The 26,497-nt window shown below is 57.1% G+C and carries 26 protein-coding genes; 4 read left to right on the top strand and 22 right to left on the bottom strand.

The genetic code is table 11. The annotated features are described in order from the left end of the window. The 20 genes from BMZ63_RS15110 to BMZ63_RS03615 all read right to left on the bottom strand — a co-directional run. The coding region (locus BMZ63_RS15110) for an OadG family protein (RefSeq protein WP_177187020.1) at window positions 1–125 on the bottom strand (125 nt) is incomplete at its 3' end. A 37-nt stretch (window positions 126–162) separates the two neighbouring features. Continuing rightward, window positions 163–1,113 (bottom strand): ketopantoate reductase family protein, encoded by a 951-nt coding sequence (locus BMZ63_RS03705; RefSeq protein ID WP_227663492.1) that lies wholly within the window; start codon window positions 1,111–1,113, stop codon window positions 163–165. Window positions 1,114–1,149: 36 nt separating this feature from the next. After that, window positions 1,150–2,541, bottom strand: coding sequence for an amidase (locus tag BMZ63_RS03700; protein WP_091701797.1), 1,392 nt, complete (start codon window positions 2,539–2,541; stop codon window positions 1,150–1,152). Continuing rightward, window positions 2,538–2,996, bottom strand: coding sequence for a GlcG/HbpS family heme-binding protein (locus tag BMZ63_RS03695; protein ID WP_080950548.1), 459 nt, complete (start codon window positions 2,994–2,996; stop codon window positions 2,538–2,540). The genes BMZ63_RS03700 and BMZ63_RS03695 overlap by 4 nt, the downstream gene beginning before the upstream one ends. A 98-nt stretch (window positions 2,997–3,094) precedes the next feature. Further along, window positions 3,095–3,988 carry a SphA family protein gene (locus BMZ63_RS03690; RefSeq protein WP_177187019.1) on the bottom strand — a complete coding sequence of 298 codons (894 nt, stop codon included), beginning with the start codon at window positions 3,986–3,988 and terminating at the stop codon, window positions 3,095–3,097. 64 nt (window positions 3,989–4,052) lie between these two features. Then, window positions 4,053–4,244: a 2-hydroxymuconate tautomerase gene (locus BMZ63_RS03685; RefSeq protein WP_043313090.1), complete on the bottom strand. Its 192-nt coding sequence runs from the start codon at window positions 4,242–4,244 to the stop codon at window positions 4,053–4,055. A 9-nt stretch (window positions 4,245–4,253) separates the two neighbouring features. Beyond that, the gene (dmpH, locus tag BMZ63_RS03680) at window positions 4,254–5,048 is read right to left on the bottom strand and encodes a 2-oxo-3-hexenedioate decarboxylase (protein ID WP_091701792.1); all 795 of its coding nucleotides are present in this window, start codon (window positions 5,046–5,048) and stop codon (window positions 4,254–4,256) included. Next, complete coding sequence (gene dmpG, locus BMZ63_RS03675; RefSeq protein WP_091701789.1) at window positions 5,045–6,082, bottom strand: 4-hydroxy-2-oxovalerate aldolase; 1,038 nt, start codon at window positions 6,080–6,082, stop codon at window positions 5,045–5,047. The genes dmpH and dmpG overlap by 4 nt, the downstream gene beginning before the upstream one ends. Window positions 6,083–6,095: 13 nt before the next feature. Then, a complete protein-coding gene (locus BMZ63_RS03670) occupies window positions 6,096–7,031 on the bottom strand; it encodes an acetaldehyde dehydrogenase (acetylating) (RefSeq protein WP_091701787.1) in 936 nt (311 codons plus the stop codon). A gap of 36 nt (window positions 7,032–7,067) precedes the next feature. Beyond that, window positions 7,068–7,853: a 2-oxopent-4-enoate hydratase gene (dmpE, locus tag BMZ63_RS03665; protein WP_091701784.1), complete on the bottom strand. Its 786-nt coding sequence runs from the start codon at window positions 7,851–7,853 to the stop codon at window positions 7,068–7,070. Continuing rightward, the gene (locus BMZ63_RS03660; RefSeq protein ID WP_091701783.1) at window positions 7,853–8,710 is read right to left on the bottom strand and encodes an alpha/beta fold hydrolase; all 858 of its coding nucleotides are present in this window, start codon (window positions 8,708–8,710) and stop codon (window positions 7,853–7,855) included. The genes dmpE and BMZ63_RS03660 overlap by 1 nt, the downstream gene beginning before the upstream one ends. Window positions 8,711–8,717: 7 nt before the next feature. Further along, window positions 8,718–10,178 (bottom strand): 2-hydroxymuconic semialdehyde dehydrogenase, encoded by a 1,461-nt coding sequence (locus BMZ63_RS03655; protein ID WP_091701779.1) that lies wholly within the window; start codon window positions 10,176–10,178, stop codon window positions 8,718–8,720. A gap of 31 nt (window positions 10,179–10,209) precedes the next feature. Continuing rightward, window positions 10,210–11,133, bottom strand: coding sequence for a catechol 2,3-dioxygenase (locus BMZ63_RS03650; RefSeq protein WP_091701777.1), 924 nt, complete (start codon window positions 11,131–11,133; stop codon window positions 10,210–10,212). A 5-nt stretch (window positions 11,134–11,138) separates the two neighbouring features. Continuing rightward, complete coding sequence (locus tag BMZ63_RS03645) at window positions 11,139–11,486, bottom strand: 2Fe-2S iron-sulfur cluster-binding protein (protein WP_091701774.1); 348 nt, start codon at window positions 11,484–11,486, stop codon at window positions 11,139–11,141. 13 nt (window positions 11,487–11,499) lie between these two features. Next, window positions 11,500–12,561: an NADH:ubiquinone reductase (Na(+)-transporting) subunit F gene (locus tag BMZ63_RS03640; protein WP_091701771.1), complete on the bottom strand. Its 1,062-nt coding sequence runs from the start codon at window positions 12,559–12,561 to the stop codon at window positions 11,500–11,502. Between the two features lie 8 nt (window positions 12,562–12,569). Continuing rightward, window positions 12,570–12,929 (bottom strand): phenol hydroxylase subunit P4, encoded by a 360-nt coding sequence (locus BMZ63_RS03635; RefSeq protein ID WP_091701867.1) that lies wholly within the window; start codon window positions 12,927–12,929, stop codon window positions 12,570–12,572. 65 nt (window positions 12,930–12,994) lie between these two features. Then, entirely contained in the window at window positions 12,995–14,560 is a 1,566-nt protein-coding gene (locus BMZ63_RS03630; protein WP_091701768.1) for an aromatic/alkene/methane monooxygenase hydroxylase/oxygenase subunit alpha, read from the bottom strand. Between the two features lie 14 nt (window positions 14,561–14,574). After that, a complete protein-coding gene (locus tag BMZ63_RS03625) occupies window positions 14,575–14,847 on the bottom strand; it encodes an MmoB/DmpM family protein (RefSeq protein WP_091701766.1) in 273 nt (90 codons plus the stop codon). Next, window positions 14,844–15,845 (bottom strand): aromatic/alkene monooxygenase hydroxylase subunit beta, encoded by a 1,002-nt coding sequence (locus BMZ63_RS03620; protein WP_091701762.1) that lies wholly within the window; start codon window positions 15,843–15,845, stop codon window positions 14,844–14,846. The genes BMZ63_RS03625 and BMZ63_RS03620 overlap by 4 nt, the downstream gene beginning before the upstream one ends. A 47-nt stretch (window positions 15,846–15,892) precedes the next feature. Continuing rightward, window positions 15,893–16,153, bottom strand: coding sequence for a phenol hydroxylase subunit (locus BMZ63_RS03615; RefSeq protein ID WP_091701759.1), 261 nt, complete (start codon window positions 16,151–16,153; stop codon window positions 15,893–15,895). 362 nt (window positions 16,154–16,515) lie between these two features. Here BMZ63_RS03615 and BMZ63_RS03610 point away from each other — a divergent pair, with 362 nt between their 5' ends. From BMZ63_RS03610 to BMZ63_RS03595, 4 genes are all read left to right on the top strand, one after another. Then, window positions 16,516–18,216, top strand: a complete 1,701-nt coding sequence (locus BMZ63_RS03610) for a sigma-54-dependent Fis family transcriptional regulator (protein ID WP_091701757.1) — start codon at window positions 16,516–16,518, stop codon at window positions 18,214–18,216. 434 nt (window positions 18,217–18,650) lie between these two features. Then, on the top strand, window positions 18,651–20,228 hold the full coding sequence (locus BMZ63_RS03605; RefSeq protein ID WP_091701754.1) for a methyl-accepting chemotaxis protein: 1,578 nt from the start codon (window positions 18,651–18,653) through the stop codon (window positions 20,226–20,228). 27 nt (window positions 20,229–20,255) lie between these two features. Then, entirely contained in the window at window positions 20,256–20,837 is a 582-nt protein-coding gene (locus BMZ63_RS03600) for an antibiotic biosynthesis monooxygenase (protein ID WP_091701751.1), read from the top strand. A 92-nt stretch (window positions 20,838–20,929) separates the two neighbouring features. Further along, window positions 20,930–22,324 carry an SLC13 family permease gene (locus tag BMZ63_RS03595; protein ID WP_091701748.1) on the top strand — a complete coding sequence of 465 codons (1,395 nt, stop codon included), beginning with the start codon at window positions 20,930–20,932 and terminating at the stop codon, window positions 22,322–22,324. Here the strand turns inward: BMZ63_RS03595 and BMZ63_RS03590 are convergent. Continuing rightward, window positions 22,321–24,294: a sensor domain-containing diguanylate cyclase gene (locus BMZ63_RS03590; protein ID WP_091701745.1), complete on the bottom strand. Its 1,974-nt coding sequence runs from the start codon at window positions 24,292–24,294 to the stop codon at window positions 22,321–22,323. The genes BMZ63_RS03595 and BMZ63_RS03590 overlap by 4 nt on opposite strands. Next, the gene (locus tag BMZ63_RS03585) at window positions 24,291–26,495 is read right to left on the bottom strand and encodes a bifunctional diguanylate cyclase/phosphodiesterase (protein ID WP_091701742.1); all 2,205 of its coding nucleotides are present in this window, start codon (window positions 26,493–26,495) and stop codon (window positions 24,291–24,293) included. Before BMZ63_RS03585 ends, BMZ63_RS03590 begins: the two co-directional genes overlap by 4 nt. Window positions 26,496–26,497: the final 2 nt, after the last annotated feature.

Here is a 26,497-nt window from a genome sequence, read left to right as displayed (position 1 = left end):
GGCGCAAACCGCAGGATGAGTTTGGACATGAACGTGGTTGCGAACACCAGGATGATCAGGAACGCAAACACAAAGCCCATGCCGGCAATCATCAGGTCCACGGCTTGTGACATCAGCTCATTCATGATTTCTTATAACCTTTAAGTGGAAGGGAGTTAGCAGTTAGCGGACATTTCGATGTTGCAGAAGTGCATGCACCGTACGGGTATAGGGCGCTTCGATCCCAAGGCTTTGGCAGCGACGAAGTACAGCACCGGAAATGCTGTCCAGCTCAAGCGGCCGGCCTTTTTCCTGGTCCACCAGCATGGAAGTTTTGATGGCATTGAAGCTGCTGATCAGGTCAAACATTTCATCCAGATCACGCTCAGTCAGGTTCACACCATCGGCCTTTGAGGCCTGGACGGTTTCCGCCATCATGCCGTACACCATTTTTCCGAATTCCGGATGGTGGGTCAGAGTGCGGGTGTCCAGGTGGGTCAGCGCCGACAACGGATTCACGCCATTATTGATCACCAGCTTGCGCCACAGTTCGTAATGAATGTCGTCGGTCACACGCGTGGGTATGCCAGCTTCAGTGAATTCTCTCTCCAGTCTCGCCAGCAGGCCGGTGCGCGGGTCGTTCCGGGCCTGTACCGGCCAGGCCCCCAAAACAATCTGAGCCACGCCTTCGGCGTAAACTTTGCCAGGCTCTGTGATATGACCACCAATGCGCACGGCCAGACCGCCCAGCACTCGCTGTTCACCAACCTCCCGGGCGATACGCTGTTCGTTATCCACCCCGTTTTGCAGGGACAACACGGGCACTGAGCCACCCTGCAGCCACTCTGACAACTCAACCATCACCGAATCCGTGGCGGTGGATTTCAGGGCAATGACAATCAGGTCGAAATCATCCGCCCGGTACGTTCTCATCAGAGCCTGGTGATCAAACGCCGGCAGATCGTGGTGAGTGACAGCCCCCTCATAATCAACGACCAGCCCGTTTGCCTGCAGGGCTTCAAGGTGCTCGCCCCGAGCAGACAGGACGATGTTATGGCCCGCTTGCGCCAGCTTTGCCGCATAGTAGCCACCGATGCCACCGGCACCAATCATCAGAACATTTAAAGCAGTCAAGCAAACCTCTGATTCATCAAGTTCATCCAATAACGCTCAGCAATGATGCCCGAGTGTATCAGGGCCGCACCCGATGCTACGTTCAATGGCCTGACCAATACCCAGCAGGCGCTCCTCCTGCCATGGCCTGCTCAAAACCTGCATACCTACCGGCAACCCGGCTTTGTCCAGCCCGACCGGCAAACTCAGCCCACAAAGCCCCAGATAATTGCCGATTGCTGTGTTACGCAGGGCCTGCATATTGGCAGCCGTGTAGGCCTTTGGATCTTTCAGGCTATCCACAGTGGGCGGGGTGAGGGTGACGGTCGGGGTCAGGACGGCATCAACCTGTTGCATCTGACTGGCTGCCTCGGCGGAGAGTCGTGTCATCACCTGCAGGCGTTGAATATACTCCCAGGCTGACAGCTCTTCGGCCGTGTGCAACCTCGCCGCCACATTGGGGTCCAGCGAGGCCACAATTTCCGGCATGTCTTCTCGAATGAAGGCGGCCAGCTCGGGTGCGGCCACCCCACCCTTCAGGAATAATTCATGAATCTGTTCCACACCTGGCAGCTCAAAAGGCACCAGGCGTGCGCCCGCACGCTCAATCATCTTAAGCGCTGCCTCCACCGCTTCCGCAATACCGGGGCTGCAGTTTTCCCAAAAGAATGCAGCTGGTACGCCGAATGTCAGGTCAGCCAACTCCGAAGCGCTTGTGTGCACCACCCGCTGCTTGCTGACAACCGGATCAAGAGCGCGAAAAGCATAGTCCAGATCATCAACCCGCCGGGCCATTAATCCCGGTGTATCCAGCGTGTGGGACAGCGGAACAATCTGTTGGGTGGGCCAGCGCCCGGCTGTCAGCTTCAACCCTGCTACGCCAGTCATGCTGGCTGGCACCCGGATGGACCCGGCGGTGTCTGTCCCCAGCGCCAGCGCCGCTGTTCCGTTAACCAGCGACACCCCGGCACCCGAACTGGAACCACCCGGCACACGGTGAACCTGTTTGTCCCAGGGGTTTGCCGGCGTTCCCCAGTGGCTGTTGGTACCAAGCCCGCCAAACGCCAGTTCCACACAATGGGTTTTCCCCATCACCGGTGCCAGCTGGGCGCTTAGCGCTTTGATCACAGGCCCTGCTGCCTGCCATCTTTCCGGTAATGGCCGGGCACAGCCGGCGTGAATGGGCAGTCCCGGCACACCGAACAGGTCTTTCACCGATACCGGCAAGCCCATCAAAGGGCCGGTAAAGGCACCGGCCTTCCGGGCCCGGTCACTGGCTTTCGCCAGCGCCAGTGCCTGCTCCGGGCACCATTGAATGTAGGCGTTGTCGTCACTGGCGCGATAAGCCTCGATGGCGGAGGCGACCAGCTTCTCGCTGGTGAGATTTCCAGCCTCCAACGCCTGTGCCAGTTCACTTAAAGGACTTGCCAGTAATGGGGCCGCTGTCATTTCGTGTTCCGTAACAGTTGTATTGCCTGAGCCGCTACACGGGCACACTCAACATCCTGATCTTCCGAACCTCCGGATACACCAATACCGCCAACCAGCATCTGGTCCCGAAACAGGGGCACTCCGCCGCCGACGACAGTAAAGTCCTCGGTTGAGGTAAGACCATTCAATACCCGGTCAGGGGCTGATGCCAGCAGGCCTTCCAGCTCCACCGTTTCGGTGGCCATTCCGGCAGCCGTAATCGCTTTTTTGCGGGCAAGCTCGGAGGACACCAGAAATGAGTCCGTCATTTTCAGGTAACCCAGCAAACGTCCGGACGAATCCGTGACAGCTATAGTCGCGCGAATGCCTAAATCTTCAGCCTTACCCACTGCTGCCTGGAGCATGGTCAGAACAGCTGTTTCAGTCAGTCTGGAAGTTGTTTGGAGAAATTCGTGTTGGCGTGATTCCGACATAATGCACCCATTGCCTTTGTTACGACCATCAACCCTGAGCCGGCGCAAAATACGCCGGCACGGGTTGTCTGTTTGCCGATCGCGATAACCTGTCGGGTTTAAAAGGCTTTGGTTAAATGCAGACGGAACAGGTTGCCTTCGGGGCGATTTTTGTTGGCATACTCGGTGTACACCGCGCCGCTGAGCTGGGCGCCAATCGCTTTGACCGGGAAGGTCACTTCGGCACCAATGGCGTGCTGTTCAACCTTCGGGCCTGGTGCAGGCGTCCCGCTGTCCGACTCTAACTGCCAGCCGTCATAACCGGCCAGCGCAACTTCCACGCCGTTATCCAGAACCTTGCCAAGCGCCCACTCGACAATCCAGCTGTCACCCTTGGTGATGTCCGTATCTTCCTGCTCGGTTTTGATTTCATAACGGGACAATGCGGAGAACGACCAGTCACGCTGCTCGTCGAAGTACCAGGCACCTCCAAGCGTCAGCATCGTGGTGCCATGGCCTTTGCCGATAGACGCAGGATCTGCGGCATCGTAGTCACCGGTATCAAACCAATGGCCCGCAGCAAACACGGAATCCCATTGCTTACCGTGCCACGACAAAATTAATGGACCCAGAAAAACATCACCAATTCCGGTTTCTGTTTCATCTACCCCCATGCCTTTGAAGTCAAAGTCATTACGTTGACCGATCACAATTGCCTCCATGCCATAATCCGCACCAAGGAATTTTTTATCAGTCACATAGATGAATCGGTTGGCAAAGGCTGAAACCGAGCCGCCATTATCACCGGGGACCTTGTCGCCATCACCGTCTTGAACACTATCGATATCGTAGTGCAACAGGTACCCACGGTAATAAAACCCTTCCGGCGGCACAGTTGGTCCTTTGGTACCTTCAATGCCACCCACGTAGTGGCCATTTACGGCCAGGGCGGGAGCTGCGGATAAAGCCAGGCCGAGCGTACCGGCGGCGGCAAGCAGTTTGGTCGTTCTCATAATGTTCACCATTTTTGTATTTGTAGTGGTTTTGAGTGAGGGGCCTGCCGGCCCCGAGTGGACGTCAACGCCCGAGTTTTTCCGCCGATCGCCCGCCAATGCCGAAGTGCTGTTTGGGCATTTCGTTGATGACAACCCGCACACTTTCGATCGGCGCATCCAGCGAACGCACGATAGCCTCGCTGACTTCCTTGATCAGCGCTTCCTTTTGCTCATCGGTCCGGCCTTCCAGAATGTTGATCTGCGCAATCGGCATAGAGCCTCCTTATTCGAAGCGGGCCGAGACGGTACCCAGGCCCTGATAACGAACGGTGATGTTGTCGCCAGCTTCCACGGCGATGGCGGCGGTAATGCCACCGGTCATGATGAAAGTGCCAGCCGGGATATGTTCACCACGCTCCGCCAGCAGGTTGGCCAACATGGCCACGCTGGAGGCCGGATGGCCAAGCACGGCGGCGCCGGCGCCAACGTCCACCACTTCACCGTTTTTCTCGACCACCACGCCCAGGGTTTTGAGGTCCACGTCCGAGACATCGGCCATCTGGCCCCCGGTGATAAAGCGGGTGGAACTGGCGTTGTCCGCCACCACACTCACCAGATCGAACTTGAAGTTTTCATAGCGTGAGTCGATCACTTCCACGGCGGGAATAACGAAGTCGGTGGCCGCCAGCACATCACCAATGTGGCAACCCGGACCGTGCAGAGGCTTCTTGGTGACAAAGGCCACTTCCGCCTCGATCTTCGGATGGATCAGCTCTTTGGTGTTAACCACACCACCGTCCGGCACACTGAAATAATCCGCCAGGAAGCCGTAGATGGGAGTATCCACGCCCATCTGCGCCATCTTGGCCCAGGAGGTCAGGCCCATTTTCATGCCCACGACCTTGTTACCCCGCTCTTCCTTACGACGGCGGATTTCCCACTGCACGTCGTAGGCGTCCTCGAAGGTCATGTCCGGGTAGTCGTTGGTGACCTTGGTGATGTCGTGGGCCTGCAATTCCGCATTTTCCACGTGCTCGGCCAGCGCCAGCATCTGTTCGTTGCTCAGTGTCTTGCTCATGCCTTTTGCTCCTCTTGCGCTTTCAACAGATCCAGCGCCACGTCCACAATCATGTCTTCCTGGCCACCCACCATGCGGCGCTTGCCCAGCTCAACCAGAATATCCACGGTCTTAAGGCCGTATTTCTTGGCCGCCACTTCCGAATGGCGCAGGAAGCTGGAGTACACACCGGCATAGCCCAGCGCCAGGGTTTCACGGTCCACCCGGACCGGACGATCCTGCAGCGGGCGAACGATGTCGTCGGCGGCGTCCATCAGGGCGTACACGTCGGTGCCGTGATCCCAACCCATCTTGTCGAAAGCGGCGATGCACACTTCCAGCGGCGCATTGCCGGCACCGGCGCCCATGCCGGACAGGCTGGCATCAACGCGGTCACAGCCCTCTTCCACCGCGACGATGGAGTTGGCCACACCCAAGGCCAGGTTGTGGTGGGCATGAATGCCGGTCTGGGTTTCCGGTTTGAGCACGTCTTTCAGGGCGCGGAAGCGGTCACGAATGTCGTTCATGTTCATGGCACCGCCGGAGTCGACCACGTACAGGCAGGTGGCCCCGTAGTCCTCCATCATCTTGGCTTGTTCCGCCAGGCCCTGCGGGGTCTGCATGTGGCTCATCATCAGGAAGCCAACGGTGTCCATGCCCAGCTTGCGGGCGTGTTCGATGTGCTGCCGGGAAACGTCCGCTTCGGTGCAATGGGTGGCCACACGCACAATGCGGGCGCCGGCCTGGTAGGCGTTTTCCAGGTCATGCACGGTGCCGATACCGGGCAGCAGCAGGGTGGCAATTTGCGAGTGTTCCACCACTTCGGCCACCGCTTCGATCCACTCCAGATCGGTGTGGGCCCCGAAGCCATAGTTGAAGCTGGAACCCTGCAGGCCATCGCCGTGGGCCACTTCGATGGAATCGACTTTCGCCTTGTCCAGGGCACGGGCAATGTCCTGCACGTTCTTGATGGAGTACTGGTGGCGAATCGCGTGGCTGCCGTCGCGCAGGGTCACGTCGGAGATGTAGAGTTTTTTACCGGGGTTATGAGTCATTGTTCGTTCCTCCTCAGTTGACCAGCGATTCAGCGATACGCTCGGCGGTGCCCAGCGCGGCGGAGGTCATGATGTCCAGGTTGCCCGCATACGCCGGCAGGTAATGGGCAGCCCCTTCGATCTCCAGGAAGATGGAGGTCTTCAGGCCACTGAAATACCCCAGGCCCGGCACGTTGATGGGCTGGTCTTCGGGAATTTCGTCGAACTGGACTTTCTGCTTCAGGCGATAGCCGGGCACATAACTGGCCACGGCCGCGGCCATTTCTTCCACGGACTGCTCTACCTTCGCCTGGTCGGCTTTGTCGGACAGCACATAGACGGTGTCGCGCATGAGCAGCGGCGGCTCGGCCGGGTTCAGGATGATAATCGCCTTTCCTCTTTCGGCACCACCGACGACTTCGATGGCCTTGGAGGTGGTTTCGGTAAACTCGTCGATGTTGGCCCGGGTGCCGGGGCCAGCGGATTTGCTGGAAATGGAGGCGACGATTTCGGCGTAGTGCACCTTGGCCACGTTGGAGACCGCCGCCACCATGGGAATGGTGGCCTGGCCACCGCAGGTGACCATGTTGACGTTGCCTTCTTTCAGGTGCTTCTCCAGGTTCACCACCGGGACGCAGTACGGGCCGATGGCCGCTGGCGTCAGGTCGATCATCTTGATGCCTTCCTTGTAACCACGCAGGAACACATCGTTATGACGGTGGGCGCCGGCGGAGGTGGCATCGAATACCACATCGATGTCGGCAAACTCCGGCATCTTCACCAGGCCTTCCACGCCTTCGGCGGTAGTGGCCACGCCCATACGGTTGGCACGAGCCAGGCCGTCGGATTTTTCGTCGATACCGACCATCACGCCCATCTCGATGTTCTGGCCGTTGCGCAGAATCTTGATCATTAAATCGGTGCCGATGTTGCCCGAGCCGATGATGGCGGCTTTGATTTTCTTACTCATAGCAATGTCCTCTTTGTTCTTGTCGCCAGCCAGGGGTCATGAGAAACAGACCGACGCACTGCCAATGCCACCGATGTCAACTCGCATGTGATCACCGGCTTTCACCGGCTCCAGTGGCACCAGCGAACCGGACAGAATCACCTCTCCGGCTTTCAGTGAAATACCGAACTCACCGAGAGTGTTGGCCAGCCAGGTAACGCAGTTCACCGGCGACGCCAGGGCCGCCGCACCGGCGCCGGTGCTGATAATCGAACCGTTCTTCTCCACCACCATGCCGCAGGTCACCAGATCCACGTCACGCGGTGAAACGGCTTTGTCGCCCAACACAAATAAACCGCAGGAGGCGTTGTCGGCGATGGTGTCCTGAATGGCGATCTTCCAGTCCTTGATGCGGGAATCGACAATTTCGAAGCACGGCATCACGCACTCGGTGGCTGCCAGCACGTCGGCATTGGTCACGCCCGGGCCGGTCAGATCCTTCTTGAGAATGAACGCGATCTCGCCCTCAGCGCGGGGTGCAATCAGGCGGTCACTGATGTTCACTTCCTCGCCGCTGTTGAACACCATGTCGTCGGTCAGGTAACCAAAATCAGGCTGGTGCACGTTCAGCATGTTCATCACGGCTTTGCTGGTAACACCGATCTTCTTGCCGATGATGCGGGCACCGGCCTGCTGCCGACGCTCCAGCATGCGCAGGGAAATGTGGTAGGCGTCCTCGATGGTGATATCGTCAGCGCGGCTGGTCAGCGGTGGTACCGCTTCTCGGTTTACCAGCGCCTCGTACAGTTCATCGCCAAACGCCTGGATCTTTGCCTGTTCCATTATTTACCTCCGGCGGCTTGATCCGCTTCGTGCAGGAAATCGTTCACCAGCCGTGCAAAACGGCCGGCGTGTTCAATCTGGGTCCAATGGCCGCAACGGCCGAAGACATGGAGCTGCGCCCGGTCAATCAATTCGGCGAGCTTGTAAGACGCTTCCAGCGGAATCACTTCGTCTTCCCGGCCGTGCAGAATCAGGGTTTCATGAGGCAGTTTACGGATGTCCTCTTCCGGGCTGGCCAGGTTGTCCACCCAGCGCTGGCGCGGTGCCGGGAACATGGCGGCAAAGGATTCCTGGAAGCCAGGGCGCACACTGGCCTGGTAGCGCATTTCCGCCAGCTCGTCGGTCAACAGATTTTTGTTGTAAGCGAACACATCCATCAGCCGGCGCATATTCTCAATGGAAGGCTCATAGCCCCAGACCTCATCCAGGCCTTTGGTGATCGGAAAGCTCACACCCACCGAGCCCATCAACACCAGGCGGCGCACCCGTTGCGGGTGTTCAATGGCCAGCGCCAGTGCCAGGCCGCCACCGAAGGAATTGCCCACCAGGTCGACCTGTTCGAGCCCCAGCTCGTCCATCACCCCGACGGCATGTTTAACCCAGCGTTCACGGTCGTAGATCTGATCTTCCGGGCGCTCGCTGTAGCCGAAACCCAGCATGTCCGGAGCCACCACGCGGCGATGTTTGGCCAGCTCCGGAATAACCAGGCGCCAGTTGGCCCAGGCGGTAACGCCGGGCCCGGAGCCGTGAATCATCATTACCGGGAAGCCGCCTTCGCCATGGTCATGGACGTTGGTGCGGTAGCCGGCCGCGATTATTTCCCGCCCTATTTCCGGGCTGTCTACAGATGCATTCATGATGACCTCACAGCTTGATGCAGACGTTTTTCATCTCGGTGTAGAACTCCAGGGAGTGCACACCACCTTCACGGCCGATACCGGATTGCTTGCTGCCACCAAAGGGCGTGCGCAGATCCCGCAGGAACCAGCTGTTCACCCAGATAATGCCGGCTTCGACCTGCCCTGCCACACGGTGTGCGCGGCTGACGTTCTCGGTCCAGATGGCGGACGCCAGGCCATAGGGCAGACGGTTGGCCAGCTCGATGGCTTCCTCTTCGGAATCGAAGGGCTGAATGTGACAGCACGGGCCGAAGATCTCGTCGGTGACCACCGGCGAATCCTCGGACAACCCGGTCCAGATGGTTGGTTGTACCCAGGCGCCGCCGGCGTATTGCTCCGGCATGTCCGGCACACCACCACCGGTGACCACGGTCGCGCCGTCTTCCACCGCTTTCTGGTAGTAGGACAACACCTTCTCCCGGTGCTTGAGGCTGACCAGCGGGCCGAAGTTGGCAGCGTCGTCATCGGGCGGACCAATGCGCAGCTTTTCGGCCTCTGCTTTCAGGCGGGAGACAAACTCATCAAAGATGGAGCGCTCCACGTACACCCGTTCGGTGCCCAGGCACACCTGGCCACAGTTCACGAATGCCGAGCGCATGGTGCCTTCAATGGCCTTGTCCATGTCGCAGTCGGCGAACACCAGGCCGGCGTTTTTGCCACCCAGCTCCAGGGAAATATCCCGGATGCCCTTAGCGGCAGATTTCATGATGGTTTCACCGGTGGTGGTTTCGCCGGTGAAGGTGAAACCGTCCACGTCCTGATGTTCGGTCAGAAACTGGCCGGCGGAATCACCGCCGAAGCCGTGCACCACGTTGTACACACCATCCGGCACGCCGGCGTCTTTCATTACTTCGCCCAGCAAGGCGGTGGTGGTGGGCGTCTCTTCCGAGGGTTTAACCACCACGGTGTTGCCACACGCCAGTGCCGGGCCGACTTTCCAGGTCATCAGCAGCAATGGCAGATTCCAGGGGCTGATCACACCAATCACGCCTTTCGGGCGACGCACCGCGTAGTTCAGCGCACCGGAGCCGTCAGGCGTTGCCATTTCAAAGGATTCGGTGGGCACGTTCTTGATCATGTCGGCGAATACCTTGAAGTTGGCCGCGCCCCGGGGAATGTCGATATGGCTCGCCATTTTTTTCGGCTTGCCGGTATCCAGACATTCCGCTTCCAGGAATTCGTCAAAGCGCTCGTTAATGCCATCAGCAACTTTGTGCAGAATCCGGGTGCGCTCATCCAGCGTCATCTTCCCCCAGGGACCGTTCAGGGCAGCGCGGGCGGCTTTCACCGCCGCGTCCACCTCTTCCCTGCCGGCTTCGTGAACCCGGGCGAAGGTCTGGCCGTTCACCGGGTTCACATTGTCGAACTGCTTACCGCTGGCAGAACCGACATACTCACCGTTGATGTAATGCTTGATCTCTTTCATTGCTGCTTCATCCTGTTCAATCGGTTTGGGATCAGGTCAATACCGTCAGGAACCGCTCATTCAACACACGATCGTGGTAGAAGATGGCCTTGCCGAGCTCGTCGGCTGTCCAGGTAACGGGCTTGTGATCCGGGTAGGTGTAGTCACCACCGCAGAACACCTCGCAACGGTTTCCTGACGGGTCGAAGAAATAGATGGTTTTGCCGTGGGTCAGGCCATGGCGCGTGGGGCCGATATCGATGGAGGTGTCGGTCATGGATATCAGGTCGGCGGCGCGCAGCACGTCGTCCCAGGTTTCCAGGTAATAAGACGTGTGATGGAGCTGGCCGGGCTCATCACTGTGGATGAAGGCAATGTCGTGCTCCTTCATTGATGCGGTCAGGAACTGGGCAATGCGGTTGCCGTCCGGGTCCATCACCTGTTCGGCCAGATGGAAGCCCAATACGTTGGTGAACACATCCAGCACTTCCGGCAGATTCGGTCCGTAGAAGAGGGCGTGGTCGAAACGAGTGGCCTTCATGCCGCTCAGGCCACGGGGCCAGGCTTCAGGGTTAACTTCGGTCACACCCCACTTGCCGGTGTATTCCTTGTCGGCATACAGTTCGAAGGCGTGGCCAGAAGCCACGGTAAAGCGCACGCGGCGGCCGCAGCCTTTGAGTTCTTCAGCCGGAATCTCTTCAACCTCCAGGCCGAAATCTTTCAGGCCCTGGGTCAGGCTGACCAGCGTGTCTTCATCCAGCACCTTGAAGCCCATGAAGTCGCAGCCGGGCTGGTCGGTTTCACGCAGAACCACGGAGAACTTGTCCACCTCGGTCCAGGCTTTGAGATACACACGGCCCTGGTCGTCACGATCGGTTTCAATCAAACCCACCAGATCCGTGTAATGTTCTACCGCTTCTTTCATGTCCAGAACGCGAATCTGGACGTGGCCGGGACGCATAACACCTTTTTTCATGACAGTTACCTCATCGGTCTTGTTGTTGTTTGCTTTGCTCGTGTTGCTTGTTCCACGATTGCGTCCACGGGTTGTGGCACGCATTCGATCGTTAAATCCGCTTGCGGATAGATACGGCAGGCCAGTACTTCCCCCTGCGCCAGGGCCTCGGGCGGTACATGAGCCTTGCTCATCTTTCCGCACTCGAAATCGCCCTCCACTACCCGGATCTTGCAGAACCCGCAGCCTCCGCCGCGGCATCCCACCGGAACACATTTTTTGCCCACCAACTCCATCGCCTTGAGCACGCTCTGGTCACCGTTACAGGTAAAGGAATCACCCGTGGTTCGGTTGAACACCTGGTATGCCGGCATGGCGCACCTCCGGTCAGATCTTCTTGAACAGGGCCGAACGCTGGGCGTCTTCCGCACCGTCCGCCGCTGTCAGAAATTTCTCCATAAAGATGTCACGCTCGAACAAGCGCCCCTGCATCAATGCCGTGATGGCCGCGTCAATCATTGGCGGTGGACCGCACAAATAGGCCTTGTTGCCAGCGAACCGGCTTTCGTAATGCTCCTTGGCCGCCTCGTGGACAAAGCCCTTGAAGCCTTTCCAGTCGGGATCGTTGTCGGCGTCGTTGAGCGCCGGAATGTAGGTGAAGTTGTCGTGATCCCGGGCGAGTGTTTCGAACAGGTCGCGGTTGTAGAGCTCCGGCACATTGCGGGCCCCCTGGAACAGGGTGATCTGGCGACCATCGTTGCGCTCCAGCAAATCCAGAATCATCGACTGTGGGCTGGAAAGCCCCGAGCCACCGGCGATAAAGATCAGATCGCCCGGCTGGGAATCGCGAACGAAGAACTGCCCGTAGGGTCCGGAGAGGTTCAGTTCATCGCCAGGTTGGAGCTGTTCGTGAATGTAGGTGGTGGCCGCACCGCCCGGGACCAGGCGCACATGCAGTTCCACTTCGTCTGCCTGGCTCGGCGGGTTGGCCAGCGAGAAGGCGCGCGGGCCATCCACACCCGGTAGCTCCAGGTTGATGTACTGGCCGGCCTGGAAGGTCATGGGTCGGTCCAGCTTCAGGTGCAACCCTTTGATGGTCGGCGACAAATCCGTGATCTCGGTAACCGTCGCGGTGTAATCCTCCACCGGATAGCCTTCGAAATCCGGGTCGACATCGATATCCGCTTCGATGGTGACGTCGCTTTCCACGGTGGCGCAGCAGGCCAGCACCTTGCCTTCATCACGTTCTACATCCATCAGCGCAAACGGCGAGGCATCGCCGACGTCCACATCACCATCCACCACCTGTACCTTGCAGGTTCCGCAGGTACCGTGGCCGCAGGCAAATGGCAGCCAGACACCCTGGCGCAGAGCCGCCTGGAGGATGGTTTGGTCTTCCTCCACATCAATCTGTTCACCAATCGGTTCAATGGTCACGGAATGAGTCATGGCGCACCTCAGTATCCAGTGTTAAACATGCCGTCCAGGCCGGGTGTGGTCACAACCAGCATGCTTTTGTGATCAATGCCGTTATCCACCAGGGAAGCGTCGGCGTTCGGCGTGAACGACTCGCCGTTCAGCTCCCACTGCGCTTCCAAAAAGTCGGCTTTGACCGATTGGGGGTGCGCCGCAACTGCGGGTTTCAGCACATCATCGATCAGGGCGCGGAAACTCATGTCCGGCTTGACCAGCAGGGCAAAGGGCGCGCAGAACATCAGATGGCCGGCCCACTGGACATACACCAGCTGCATGCCATTGAAGTTTTCTACCTTGTCGCGCGGTTCGAATTTGTAGTCGTACAGGGCGTTTACACTCATGATCATCACCTTGTTGTTTTTGTGGGTGACAGGCCCGGCACGCTTGAGCACCGGGCCGTCCCGCTTCAGGCTGCGTTGGGTTTCTGAACAGTTTTCTCGGCCTGGTCGTCGCCTTTTTGTTGCGGCGCCATGCCCTTGATGAACTGCCAGCGTTTGTGGTCCGGCGAGCCGACGTATTCGAAATTGTCCTCGCCGATATTGATGTGGTAGTAGTTCTGAACCACCGTCTCGACATCGCCTCCTTCGCAGTTGCCCTGGTAGATCTGGTGTACCGGCAACCAAGCCTGCACGTACTTCTCGGGCTCGTCTTTGAAGATGTCGCAGCAGGCTTCAGAGCAGAAGTGGTAGCGTTCGCCTTCATGCTCGATCTGGCGGTGGCTCAGCTTGGTGGCATCGCCCTTTTCGGTGAACAGGGTCGGCACCTGACACACCTGACACAGCTGCGGCAGGGTGTTGTTGTAGTAGCGGCGGCCTTCCGCGTGCTCCTTGGCCAGGAACTCGTAACGCGGGCGGTAGTACTTGTCGAAAGTGTCCGGGTACTTCTCGGACATCCAGTCCATCTCTTCCTCGGTCGGAATCCAGGTGTGGAAGTTGGTGGCCTGGCTGTACTGGTAGAAGGTGGTCCACAGCTGATGGCTCAGGTGATGCTTGGCTTCGTTGGCCACGTCTTCGTACTTCGGCGGGCGAATGCCGTAGCGCTCCAAATCCTTGAACAGCGCACCGCCGTTCTGCTCGTAGTAGACTTCCCAGGCCTCTGCCCAGCTCATCACCTTCTTCGGCAGCATGTAGTCCATCATCATGCTGACCAGGCTCAGCAGGCGGAAACCCCGCCAGAACCACTTGTCGATCCAGCGCTGAACGATGGGCACGTTGTCTTCGTGCTGCTCCAGGATGAACTTGATCACCTCAAGCCCCAGGGTCATGTGACGGGCTTCGTCTGACTGGGCGGAGAAGCCGAAGGTTACAGTGGCCATGTCGTTGTTGTAGGCCGCGCCAGACATGAACGGAACGAACAAGAGGTTAGTCAGCACATACTCGAACGAGAACGAAATCGCGGTCAGGAATTCGAACGGGCCTGCGGTGCGGGCATCGTCGAAGAACGACTTGGGTACGGACAGGAACCACACCCGGTCGTGCATGTGGGCGGCATCGTGCAGACCGTTGAAGTGCTTATTGTAGTGGCTCATGGCGTGCTGCTGAGTCTGTGAGTGACGCAGCTCGTCAATCGCCTGCATCTGACAAGCAACCCTCGCACCGGCACCACTGAACTGGCGGCCAACCTTGGAATAGCCCTGGAACGCCGCATGCTCCAGCGGTGACACACCGGTCAGGAACAGTTTCAGCGCGTTTACATAACGGGCATCGGTGATGTTCTGGTGGCCATTGTTCTGCGCGAAAGCATCGAAAATGGCGTACAGCTTTTTCTCTTTCTCCGCTTGGTATTTCCAGTAGGCATCCATGGTCAGGCGGAACGGATCTTCCCATTGGGACCAGTCGACAATCTTGATGCCTTCGAACGATTCGTCCGGGTAGATGTCTTCTTTTTTCTGGTACGTCGGCTCCCAGGCCATGTCACGGGTCAGGTACTGGTATTTGTCTTTGAGATTCAGTTTCTTGTTCTTAACAGCCATGATTCGTCTCCCGATCAGTTCCACTCAAGAATGAAGTGGTCGTCGTCTTCATCGACGTTGCCGCCGATGCTGATTACATCGATAAGCATTTCCTGCACATCCCAGTCACGCCCCAGCTCTTCCTCCATGGTTTCGCGGTTGATCACCAGGCGCTTGTCCGCCTGAATGCGGATCATCGCCGGCTGGTGCTGCATCTCCGCGTGGGGGTTGTCCGCCATGATGGCGTCGGCCAGGTAACGGGCGTTGTCGTTGTCCTGGAACACGATAAAAACGAGTTGCTCACTCATGCGGACACTCCTGTGCTTTGCAAACCAAATTTCTTCAGGCGGGTGTTAAGTTCGGCCCGGACTTCATCCAGCGCATCCAGGCCGGTGGAGGCCTCGGCGATGGGCTTCAGGGCGTCGTAGGCACGGGGCTCCCAGTGGTCAATCCACTGCTGCAGCAGTTCACGGTTGGCTTCGCTTTCACCTGCCACGGCTTTCATCATGGCGTTGATCCATCGCAGCGACTCTTTCTGCCAGTCACGCATGAATTCGGTCAGCATGGAGATGTCTTCGGCGCCCTGCTCGGCAAACCAGGCATCCATCCGGTGATACACCAGCGGGAACATCATTCCGTCCAGTAGCACGTTTTGCAGCAGGGTCAGCTCGAACCAGTCGTCCACCACCAGGGAGTCTTCAACCAGTTTGCGCATGGGCTGCCACAGCTCATCGTCCATCCAGTAACCTTTGGACTCATCCAGAGCCTTACCAGTGGTGCCATCCATCATCAGGGCAACCCGTGAGAGGTACTGGCCAATACCCAAACGGTCCATGGCCTGGTAGATGTGCATTTGCGAAACGGTGGTCGCGGTCGCGTCACCGGCAATCTTGCTGTTGTTCATGTTGGCGCCAAGCTCGACATGACGCAGCGGCACCATCAGGCGCAGGATCTGTTTTTGAGTTTCTTCCGGCAGACGGCCCAGCAGGTTGCGCTTGTCGCAGAAGCTGTAGCTGGTTTCCGCCGATTCCTGCATCTTCGCGCGGTTGCCTACATAGGCGCCGTAGTAGAACTGGCGAGGGTCAGACACCGCGTACCAGTCTTCCATGCGGATGGCAGTACGACGCTCGTCGTTGAGCTCGTAGCGGGAATCCCACTGCGGGCGATAGTGGAAGTTCACCTTCGCTTCCAGGTCGTAACTGGCTTCCTGGTAGCGACTTGCCGGCTTTTCGCCAAATCGCCGGGCGATGTGGCTGTAGGTTTGGCGGATGGGCTCCACCGAGTCGGTTTTGATTTCGATGCTCATATCAACCTTTCCGTTTTGTTGTTGTGAAACTGGAGTTGATGGATTGCTTAGTAGCGCTCGCCGCGCTCACCGAACCGCCACTTGACCATGTCCTCGTCAATTTCGCGGATCATCTCTGCGTCCATGTGAACGACCTTGTTGTGCTCGCAGAAAATCTTGAATGCATCGCGGGGAAGCACGAGCTCCACGAACAGCTCCGGGTAACCGATCGCAAAGTCGAACTCGACAAAGCGGTCGTCCGGTTCACTGCGCACCCGGATGTAACGGGTCAGCTCGTCAAACGATTTGTGTTGAATCTCGGTAGTCATGGTTAGCCCCGTTGTATTTGTATTTGGCTGTAGGGAGGGTGAGCAACGGCTGTGCCAGCAACGGGAAAACCGGACTGAACTTCATTTAGCCGGCTGTTTTAGAAGGGATTATCTTTAGACTAGGCGTTCTAATCCGGCCTATCAGGTCACTTTTTGTTCGCAAAAATACCTATGCAAATTTGATCAAATAATGAAATGGAACCCGGATCTGACTATTTGGTCACACGTATCCTGGCCCGCAGGATTTGGTTGAACTCCTGACCCTTGGATTGATTTTTGGCGTCGATCATGGGCTAGATAGCGGGTTCAAAATAAAGGCGGCGAACGCCTTCCCCGACTGACAACAACAATGGGGGACTGTCATGGCTGAAACCTACAAGCCAAATCTCCAATACACAGATTTCAAGGATCTGACGGATCAGATTCAGTTTCACAGCAACGAAGGGAAGATCTGGTTCGGTGAGCAGCGGGTTCTGTTGATGAGCCTTGCGTCTCTGGCGGCCTTTCGTCGCGAGATCGTCAACAGCATGGGCGTGGAAAGAGCCAAAGGCTTCTTCCTGCGTCTGGGTTACACCTCTGGCGTTAAAGACGCTGAGCTGGCACGGAAACTCCGGCCAGACTCCGACGACATAGATACTTTCCTGGCCGGCCCTCAGCTGCATGCACTCAAGGGCATGGTCAAAGTTATACCTCACGAGTTGGACCTGGACCGGGAAACCGGTGCCCTGCACGGTATTCTGGAATGGGAAAATTCCTGGGAGGTGGAAATCTGCAAAACCGAGCTGGGACAGATGGATGAACCGGCCTGCTGGGTTTTACTGGGCTATGCCTGCGCTTACAGCTCCTCCTTCATGGGACGGGAGATCATTTTCCAGGAAATCAGTTGTCGTGGCTGCGGTGATGAAAAGTGCATTATCGAAGGCCGGCCGGCGGAGGAGTGGGAAAACGCCGAGGCCTTCTCCCGCTATTTCAAAGACGACCCACTCATTGAAGAGCTCTACGATCTGCAGGAACAGCTGACATCATTGCGTAGCAGCCTGCACAAGCAACAGGGCCAGTATTACGGCATCGGACAGTCCCCGTCGTACAACCGGGTTTGCCGAATGATCGACAAGGCCGCCCAGGGCAAAGTGTCCGTTCTCCTGCTGGGGGAAACCGGTGTCGGCAAGGAAGTGATTGCCCGCAGCGTTCATCAGCGCAGCGAACGCTCGGAGGACCCGTTCGTGGCCGTGAACTGTGCGGCCATTCCGCCGGATTTGATCGAAGCAGAGCTGTTCGGCGTTGAAAAAGGCGCCTACACCGGTGCCAACCAGTCCCGGGAGGGCCGTTTCGAGCGAGCCAATGGCGGCACTATTTTTCTGGACGAGGTTGTTGAGTTAACCCCTCGCGCCCAGGCCACGCTGTTACGGGTCTTGCAGGAAGGTGAACTGGAGCGGGTCGGCGACAACAAAACCCGCAAGGTGAATGTGCGGGTGATTGCCGCCACCAACGAAAGCCTGGAGCAAGCCGTGGAAGAAGGACGCTTCCGGGCAGATCTGTTCTACCGGTTAAATGTCTTCCCGGTAAAGATTCCCCCGCTCAGAGAACGGCTGGAAGACCTGCCGTTACTGGTAGAGCACTTTCTGGAGAAGTTCCACGCCCAGTACAACAAAAGAACGCTCGGCTTGTCGGACAAGGCCCTGGAACTCTGCCTGGCGTATCACTGGCCGGGCAACATTCGCGAGCTGGAGAATGTCATCGAGCGGGGTGTAATCCTGACAGACAACAACGAAACCATCAGCCAGGAAGCCCTGTTCGTCACCCCACCCGAGGTGAATCCGGCCGGTATCGTGCGCGTGGATGAAGAGGGCAATATCACAACCGGCGACAGTGGCACTGAGCAAACTGACTGGCCGGAACAGATATTCGCCCAACAGATCAGCCTCGACCAGGTCGAAGGCATTTTAATGCAAAAGGCGATGGAGGAGGCCAATCAGAATGTCTCCAAGGCTGCCCGCTTACTGGGCCTGACTCGACCGGCTCTGGCGTATCGCCTGAAAAAAGCCGGCATTCTCGACGGCTGAGTGCCGGCATTGATGCACTGCAACAGGGAGGTTGCGATCCACCTGATGAAATAAAGAACCTCTTCCTCCATTTCATCATTTGATCAAACAATCTTTTGCTCACCGTACACCCAACCCCCCTCACCCACACCTCTGATAAATATTTTTTAAAATAAAATCATATACTTAATATATATAGCAGGATTAACCGGCACACATCCTGCTTTAACGATAGCCGTCGCTAACACAAACAACAAAGACGGTGACCCGACATGAATACTTCTCCAGCCTGCGCTCCGCGCATCGCTTACAGCTTCGTGACACCAGACCCCCGTTATCCCAATCGCCAGTTTGTTATGGGCCAATGATCTGCACATCGTTGTGGCTCTCCTTTGGGCCCGCGTTTGCGGGCCCCTTTTTCAGTTTCAATACGGGTTTCAACAAGGGGTGGCACCATGTCTGGTTACGAATCTATCCAGATGGAAAAACAGACCAAACAGCAGCTGCTGGTCCTGACTGACAGCCAGGGTCGGATCACTTACGCCAGTAAAGGCTTCTGTCAGTTGGTCGGATACAGCGAAGCTCAGCTCAAAGAGCACTCATTCGAAAAACTCCGGCATCCGGACATGCCCAAAGGGCCGTTGAACGATTTATGGAAAACGCTCGGGCGCCATGAGTCCTGGATGGGCATGATCCGCAACAAAACCGCCGATGGAAAAGATTTGTGGCTCGACGCCTTTGTCACGCCCATCTCCGATACCAGCGGCTCGATAATCGAATATCAGGCCATCTACCAGCTGCCCTCGCCGCTTACTATTCAGCGCACCCAAGATGTCTATCGGGCCCGGGGCCGTGGCAAAACGCCCCGCCAGCTGAAGATACCGTTACTGCCTCCGGCGCTACTGCAAACCCTGATTGCAGCCCTGGCATTTGTGCCCGCGCTGATCGCCAGTTATCTGTTCAGCCCTTTGATAACAACACTCACCTTTCTGGCCGGAAGCGGAGCCATGCTCGCTGCACTATGGGTGCTGAACCGCCCTTTGGAACGTCTGGCCGCACAGGCCAGGGAATTGGTTCACCACCCGATCAAGCAACTGGTTTACACCGGACACCCGGGCCTGATCGGGCAAATCGAGCTGGCTCTGCGCCTGGCGAGGGTCCGACTGGATGTAATGATCACCCGCGTGTCTGACAGCGGCCAGCAAACCGAAGGCTTTGTCATGCGAGCCAACACCCTGCTGCAAAGCGGCACCCAGGCCTCTGGCGAGCAGCAGGCAGCCCTGTCTACCGTTGCAACCTCGGTGGAAGAGTTCAGCGCGACCCTTCAGGAGGTCTCCAGCAACACACAGCAGGCAGCCACGCTCAGCAACAGCAACCGGCAGGCGGGCGATGACGCAACCACCCACGCCAATGCGGCCCAGAAAAGCATTCAGGAGCTGGCGCAGGAGCTGGATCACTCCATGGAAGTGGTGCGCAAACTGGATGACAGCAGCCAGTCCATCGGGCGCATTCTGGATGTGATTGTCGCCATTGCCGAGCAAACCAACCTGCTGGCACTCAACGCGGCCATCGAAGCCGCCCGCGCCGGAGAGAGCGGACGTGGCTTTGCCGTGGTGGCAGACGAGGTAAGGTCGCTGGCCAGGCGCACCCAGCAATCCACGGACGAAATCCAGGACATGATCACCACCTTGCAAGAAGGCTCCCGGGCTGTGGTGGCGTCCATCGAAACCGGAAAACAGCAGTCCAACCAAAGCGTGGAGCAAATGCAGGCCAGCGTGGAGGCCTTGCAAACGGTTGTCTCCGGGCTGAACGACAACGACGGACTGAACCAGCAAATTGCCGCCGCCACCGAGCAGCAAAGCCAGACAGTGCAACAAATCAGCGAGGAAGTGGCGGATATCCACCGGCTGGCCAGCGACACCGCCCAAACGCTGACCGAAACCGTACAGGCTGGCGAGTCCGTGGGGTATCACGTGCTTCGCCAGAAATATTTGGTTCAACACCTGGCGCCCGACACCCGAGCTGCCGGTTAAATCGTTACCAACTCAAGGATGCAAGCGATGACAGCAAACAACCAGGAACACTTTGATCCGTTAACCGTGGTGGTCTCCCGGCGCGTGAAAAAAGGCCAGGAAACCGAATTTGAAAAGCTGAGCAGCCAGATGACAAAGCGCGCCGCGAGCTTTCCCGGCTACCTGGGCGCCACCATGTTTCGCCCCTCATCGCCGGAAGACCCGGAATACCGCATTGTCTTCAAGTTCCAGGACCGTGACAGCCTCAGGAAATGGGAAGAATCGGAGGAGCGAACCGAGCTACTCGAGCAAATCGAGGCACTGCTAGCGCAGCCGAGCGAACGGGAAACCACGTCCGGCATCGTCACCTGGTTTACCCTGCCCGGCCAGAACCCGGTGCAACCGCCGCCCAAGTGGAAGATGACCATTGTTAGCTGGCTGGCGCTGTACCCGGCGGTTACCGTGGTGTTCGCCCTGTTTGGCGACTGGCTGGCGCAAATCCCGCTGCTGATCCGCACCATGCTGGTGACCATGGTAGTGATGGGGCTGATGAGTTATGTGCTGATGCCGCGTATGACCAGGTGGTTCTCGTTCTGGCTGTTTCCCAGGAAGAACGACAATGTGCGTTAAACCTTACGAGGTGCTTGAGCCAGGCATCGAACTCATCCGTGGCAGCTATTGATGCCATTCCATCAAAACTTCAGCCACGGAAATTTTCTAAAATGATTCAGAAGCTGCGGCTCACCAGAGCTCAATGGATGGCGCTAGTACTCATTCCCGCTCTGGCTCTGGCGTTGATGATCTCTTCCATCAGCAATTGGCTTGATCAGCAACAGCTGCTCTCCGCACTTCTGATCATGACCGGTCTGGTGCTATTTGCGACCGGTGCTTTGCCGGAATTTGTATCTGCACTGCTGGTATTGACGCTGGCCATGCTGCTTTCTCTGGCTCCAGCCGAAGTAGTGTTTTCAGGGCTTACATCTACCGCATGTTGGTTAATTGTCTCCGGTCTGGTAATCGGTATTGCCATCACAGAAACCGGGCTCGCCCAGCGGCTTTCCGATTCCGTTACTGTCCACCTGGATTCCAGCTATGTCCGGCTAATTGCCGGCATCGTCTTTATCGGCATTCTACTGGGCTTTGTTATGCCGTCCTCAGTAGGAAGAATTGTGCTGTTTATTCCAATTGCCCTGGTTATCTCGGAAAACTGTGGCTTTGAAAAGGGGAGCAACGGACAAATAGGGGTAGGCCTGGCGGCGGCTTTTGGCAGCCACATTCCCACGTTTGCCATTCTTCCTGCCAACATCCCAAACATGATCATGATCGGCTCCGCCGAGAACATCCACGGTTGGAGCCCCATGTTTGGCGAATACCTGTTGCTGCACTTTCCTGTGCTCGGCTTTCTCAAAGCGCTGCTGTTAATTGTCGCAATCCTCTGGCTTTATCCAGCCAAACCTGAACGTACCCCGGTAAAAGCCACCACATCCGGATTCTCAGGAAAGGAAATACGACTCTTGATCATCATGGTGTCAACCCTGGGCTTGTGGATGACCGATTCCCTGCACCAGATATCCGTGGCCTGGATCGGCCTGGCAGCTGCCACGCTACTGCTTTTACCCGGCATAGGAATGGTTTCAACTAAAAGCTTTAACCAGAAGGTGAATGTCAGCGCCATTCTAGTGGTTGGAGGACTGCTGGGGATTGCCGCGCTGATCAATTATCAGGACATCAGCCAGATCGTCGGCACCTATGCTCTCGACCTGATGCCACTGAACCCTGAAAACCACTTTACCAATTTTATGGTACTGTCGCTGACCGCTACCTTTACTGGCGTCCTAACCACTCTGGCCGGCATTCCAGCCACCCTGACCCCTTTGGCGGGACAAATTAGCGAGTTGACGGGCTTTTCCCTAGAAGCAGTACTGATGACCCAGGTGCTCGGCTTCTCAACGGTAGTCTTTACCTACCAGTCAGTGCCACTGATGATGGCCATGCCACTGGCAGGCATCTCAATACGCCACGCTGCCCGTTTATGCCTGATATTAGCTGGCCTTTCCGTGGTACTGCTCTTTCCGCTGGATTATTTTTGGTGGCAAATGCTGGGTTGGATTGGTTAATCGCCCCAGCACACGCGATTCCGCCCGGCTTCTTTCGCCTGATAGAGCGCTTCATCGGCGCGCTTGATGGCGGGCTTCAGTGTCTTTTCGTCCGGGAGAACCTGAGTAACTCCCATGGATGTGGTGTAACGCAGATAGCCGTCTGCGGCACCCTCTTCACCCACATCAACAGGCGCAGACTCAACGGCCACCCTCAGGCGCTCGGCAATCATTAACGCCTGCTCTTTGGAGGTGTCAGGAAGCAGTACAGTAAATTCCTCACCACCCATCCGGCACAGCACATCCCCGTCTCGCAGTTCGTTCTGAGCGGTTTTTGCGAAAGCCTGGAGCACCGCATCACCCACATCATGCCCATGGTTGTCGTTGATGCGCTTGAACTTGTCCAGATCGGCCGCAATCAGCATAAGAGGTTCGCCGCTCCGGCGGGCACGCGCAATTTCCAGTTCCGCCTGCGACTCAAGAAAACGCCGATTACCCAGGCCGGTCAACGGATCCGTCATCGCCTGCCGGGTCAACAGGTCTTCAATCTGTTTGCGTTCGGTGAGGTCAAAGACCATGGCCCTGCTGTACTGGAAACCGTCATCGTCTGTCTGGGCGGAGGCCTCGATGGCAGCAGGGAATCGGTCGCCATTGCTGCGCATCAGCTCAACTTCGGCGGAGCCTTCATGCTCATCGCTCAGCAGAACCGCGCTGAAGGCTTCATCAAAAGCGGCACGGGTTTCTGGTGACACCAGGTCACGGTAATAACGCTTGCCCACCACCTCGTCTTTTGAGTAGCCCAGCCACTGCAACTCCGTGCGGTTTATTTTCTGTATCACGCCCTGCTCGTCCAGCGAGTGATAACCACAGGGAGCATTTTCATACAAATCCATCAATTCCCGCGCATAGGCCCGCGCGTTTTTTGAGAGTTTATGCGCTTCTTCCTTTAACGAACGTTGACGATGGTTGCTCAACACCCAGAACAGACCGAAGCCAATAGCGAGAATATAGGTCACCACAATGAGGCTTAGCTTCCAGGGGCTTTCCAGCATCAGGAACGTCAGATCCGGGCGTGGTACGCTGATAGCAATCCGCCACGGCTGGGTCCCGGGCAGGCTCGTTACCTGCCTGGCCTCACTGCGGAAATGATCATTTCGCAGATCGTGTGTCCGAAAGACGAGGATGGATTCGCCGGTCAGCAGTTCTCCACGATTGCCTCGCTCCATGGCTGCCCAGATCGCTGGCCGGCGATCCTTTAATGACTCACCAAAGCCAAACAGCCCCTGGGTGTCCGGCAACTGCCATCGGCCCTGGGCATCGGTCAACCAGACATGTGCATTGTCGTTGGTCCCTGTCGCGTGGGGCAGCGTACCGAGCAGATAGTCCCAGCTCAGCGTGAGTACCAGCACCCCCAAACGACTGCCATCAGCATTCAACACGGGCGTCGCGATATCAATCACATAAGACGGTTGTTGCGCCCCCCGGACGGCACTCTGGTAAGGCACAGACAGGTAAAGAGCCCGGTTTTCCATAACCATGGCTTCCCGAAAATACGGGGCGTTGCTGTGGTCTGTACCGATGGTTTCCGAGGGGCCGGTCGACAACCGTTCCAGGCCGGCAGTATCGATAAGGGTTAATCGGGTGTAGCGACCGAAGTGCGTCAGCAGCGTGCCGAGCATACCCCGCAGCTGCATTTCGTTACGAAAGGCCCACTCTTCCTGATAAGGCGAGCTGGCGCTGCCGGTTCGGGTCAGGTATTCCCGAACTGTCGGAAACTCGGACAGGGCCAGGGTATGGTTTAGACTCTCATCCAAACCTTGCAAAAGAGCATCATATTCCCCTTCGAGAAGGGTTTCGGCGGTCTGGCGTGAACTTTCAAAGCGGGTTGAGATGTTTGAGATAATAATCGGGGTGATCACCAGAGTAACCAGAATCACCGCTGAAGCGCTCGCCACAACAAGGCGGCGAGCCAGACTGGTTTTCTTGTTCATGCATTCGATTCAACAGGTAAAATATCGGGAAGGGCCATCAGCTCTGCCATCGGCATGGGCCGGGCAAACAGGTAGCCTTGCAAGAGATCACAATGTCGCCGGGCCAGATCTTCCTGCTGTTCAAGAGTTTCAATACCCTCGGCGACCACAATCATGTCCATGTGGTGAGCCATAGTAATCACCCCCTGAACAATGGCCGCAATGCGCCGGTCTGTTTCGATTTTCTGAATGAAGCTTCGATCAAGCTTTACCTTATGAGTCGGCAGATCCCTGAGATAACTCAGGCTTGAAAAACCAGTCCCGAAGTCATCGAGGGCAACCCGGATGCCCTTATGCTTCAGAGCCTCCATCACGCCAATGACATGATCCGCGCCTTCAATCAGAACACTCTCGGTCACCTCCAGTTCCAGTAAGCGGGGCGGAAGCCCGGTTTCATCCAATATCTTGAACACATCATCCAGAAAACCATCACGGATAAACTGCAAAGAGGAGATATTCACAGCAACGCGCAAACTTTGCTCCCGCCCGGTATTCAAGTCCGCCACTTCCTGACAAGCCTGCTTCAGAACCCAGAGGCCCAGCGGCACAATTTGCCCGGTTTGTTCAGCCAGGGGGATGAAGTCGCCGGGAGACACCATGCCTCTGTCCGGGTGCTGCCAGCGCACCAGCGCTTCAACGCTGCGAATACGCCCGGTTAGCGAATCCACAAGCGGTTGATAATAAACCTCAAACTGGTTTTCGCGCAGCGCTGTCTGCACTTCGTGCCTTAATGTAACGCTGTGCTTCAATCGTTGCCCTTCTTCGGGGCGGTACCACTGCCAGATGTTGCGGCCTTTGCGTTTTGCCCGTTCGAGGGCCAGATCTGCGAATTGCAATAACTGCTGGGGTTGCTTTACATCTGCGGTATAGGCGGCAATGCCAATACTGGCACTGATATGAATCATCTGCGGGTCCACCTCGATAGGTTCGGCCAGCGCCTGAAGAATCTGGTCGGCAATTCCAGAGATCGCATCTGCACTTGTAAAACCCGGAACCGCAGCACCAAACTCATCGCCTACAAGCCGGGCCAGAACAGCATTCTCCGGCAAGCAAGCCTGCATCCGCCGTGCCGCGATTTGTATCACCTGGTTACCCACCTGATGCCCCAGCCCCTCGTTAATCGGCTTGAAACCATCCAGGTCAAAATACAGAACCGCCAACCCCTGTTTTTGGACAGAACCGTCGTCCATGAGCCTTTCGAGGTTTTCGTTAAAAGCCGCCTGGTTTGGCAGCCCTGTCACCAGGTCATGAGTGGCCTGGTAACGAATCTGAACCTCTTGGGCCTTTCTCTCTGTGATGTCTTTGCAGACACCGTACACACCCACAATTCGCTCTTTGATCCTGACCGGAAAGTTGATGATCTCAAGATCGTAATGGCGGCCATCAGCGTGTATACCTGCAGTTTCGTAGGTGACGGCTTCGCCGCGACTCGCTTTATCAAACGCGGCCTGAGTCAGTGCTTGAGCCTCTGGCTGAATAAACTGATTGAAATGGACACCCACGAGACTTTCAACCGAGTAACCGGTAATGCGCTCAAGGGCAGAGTTTCCGTTTAGAAAACGCCCTTCCAGATCAAAGGTATACACACCATCCGGGTGGTTGTCGAACAGCGTGCGGTGCCATTCGGAAAGTGCGGAATGATCCTCGGTATCCCGTTGCCGGAGAATGGCCAGGGCAACCAGCGCAGCGCCCCGGCTCAGATTCCTTTGGGCACCTTCTGTGGGGGCCACCGGCGACCGGTAATAAGATGCGAAGGTGCCCAGCAATTCACCGCTGGCCGTCAGTATCGGCATGGACCAACAGGCCCGGACACCCTCCGCTTCGGCAATATCCTGAAACCCTTTCCACTTCGGGTCCGTCCGGATATCCTCGGTGATGACCAGTTTTCGCCTGTAAGCTGCTGTTCCACAGGTTCCCTTGCCATCTCCTATCGAAATGCCTTGCAACTGTTCCACATAGGCGGAAGAGAACTGCGGGCTGGGCACCATGCTTAGCGCCTGAGTCTCCGGATTGAACCGCATGATGGAAACCAGGGCGGTTGGCATCATGACTTCGATCCAATCGGTAATGGCCGGGAGCACTTCTTCCAGAGGGTGTTTTTGCGCGATCAACTCATGAATGTTCTGCTGCATTTCCAGCAGAGAAAATTCGCTATGCTGCATCT

The sequence above is a fragment of the Marinobacter persicus genome, from assembly GCF_900114155.1.
GTDB lineage: Bacteria > Pseudomonadota > Gammaproteobacteria > Pseudomonadales > Oleiphilaceae > Marinobacter > Marinobacter persicus.
The sequence above is the reverse complement of the archived record's forward strand: the minus strand, read 5'-3'. Positions and strand labels throughout refer to the sequence as shown.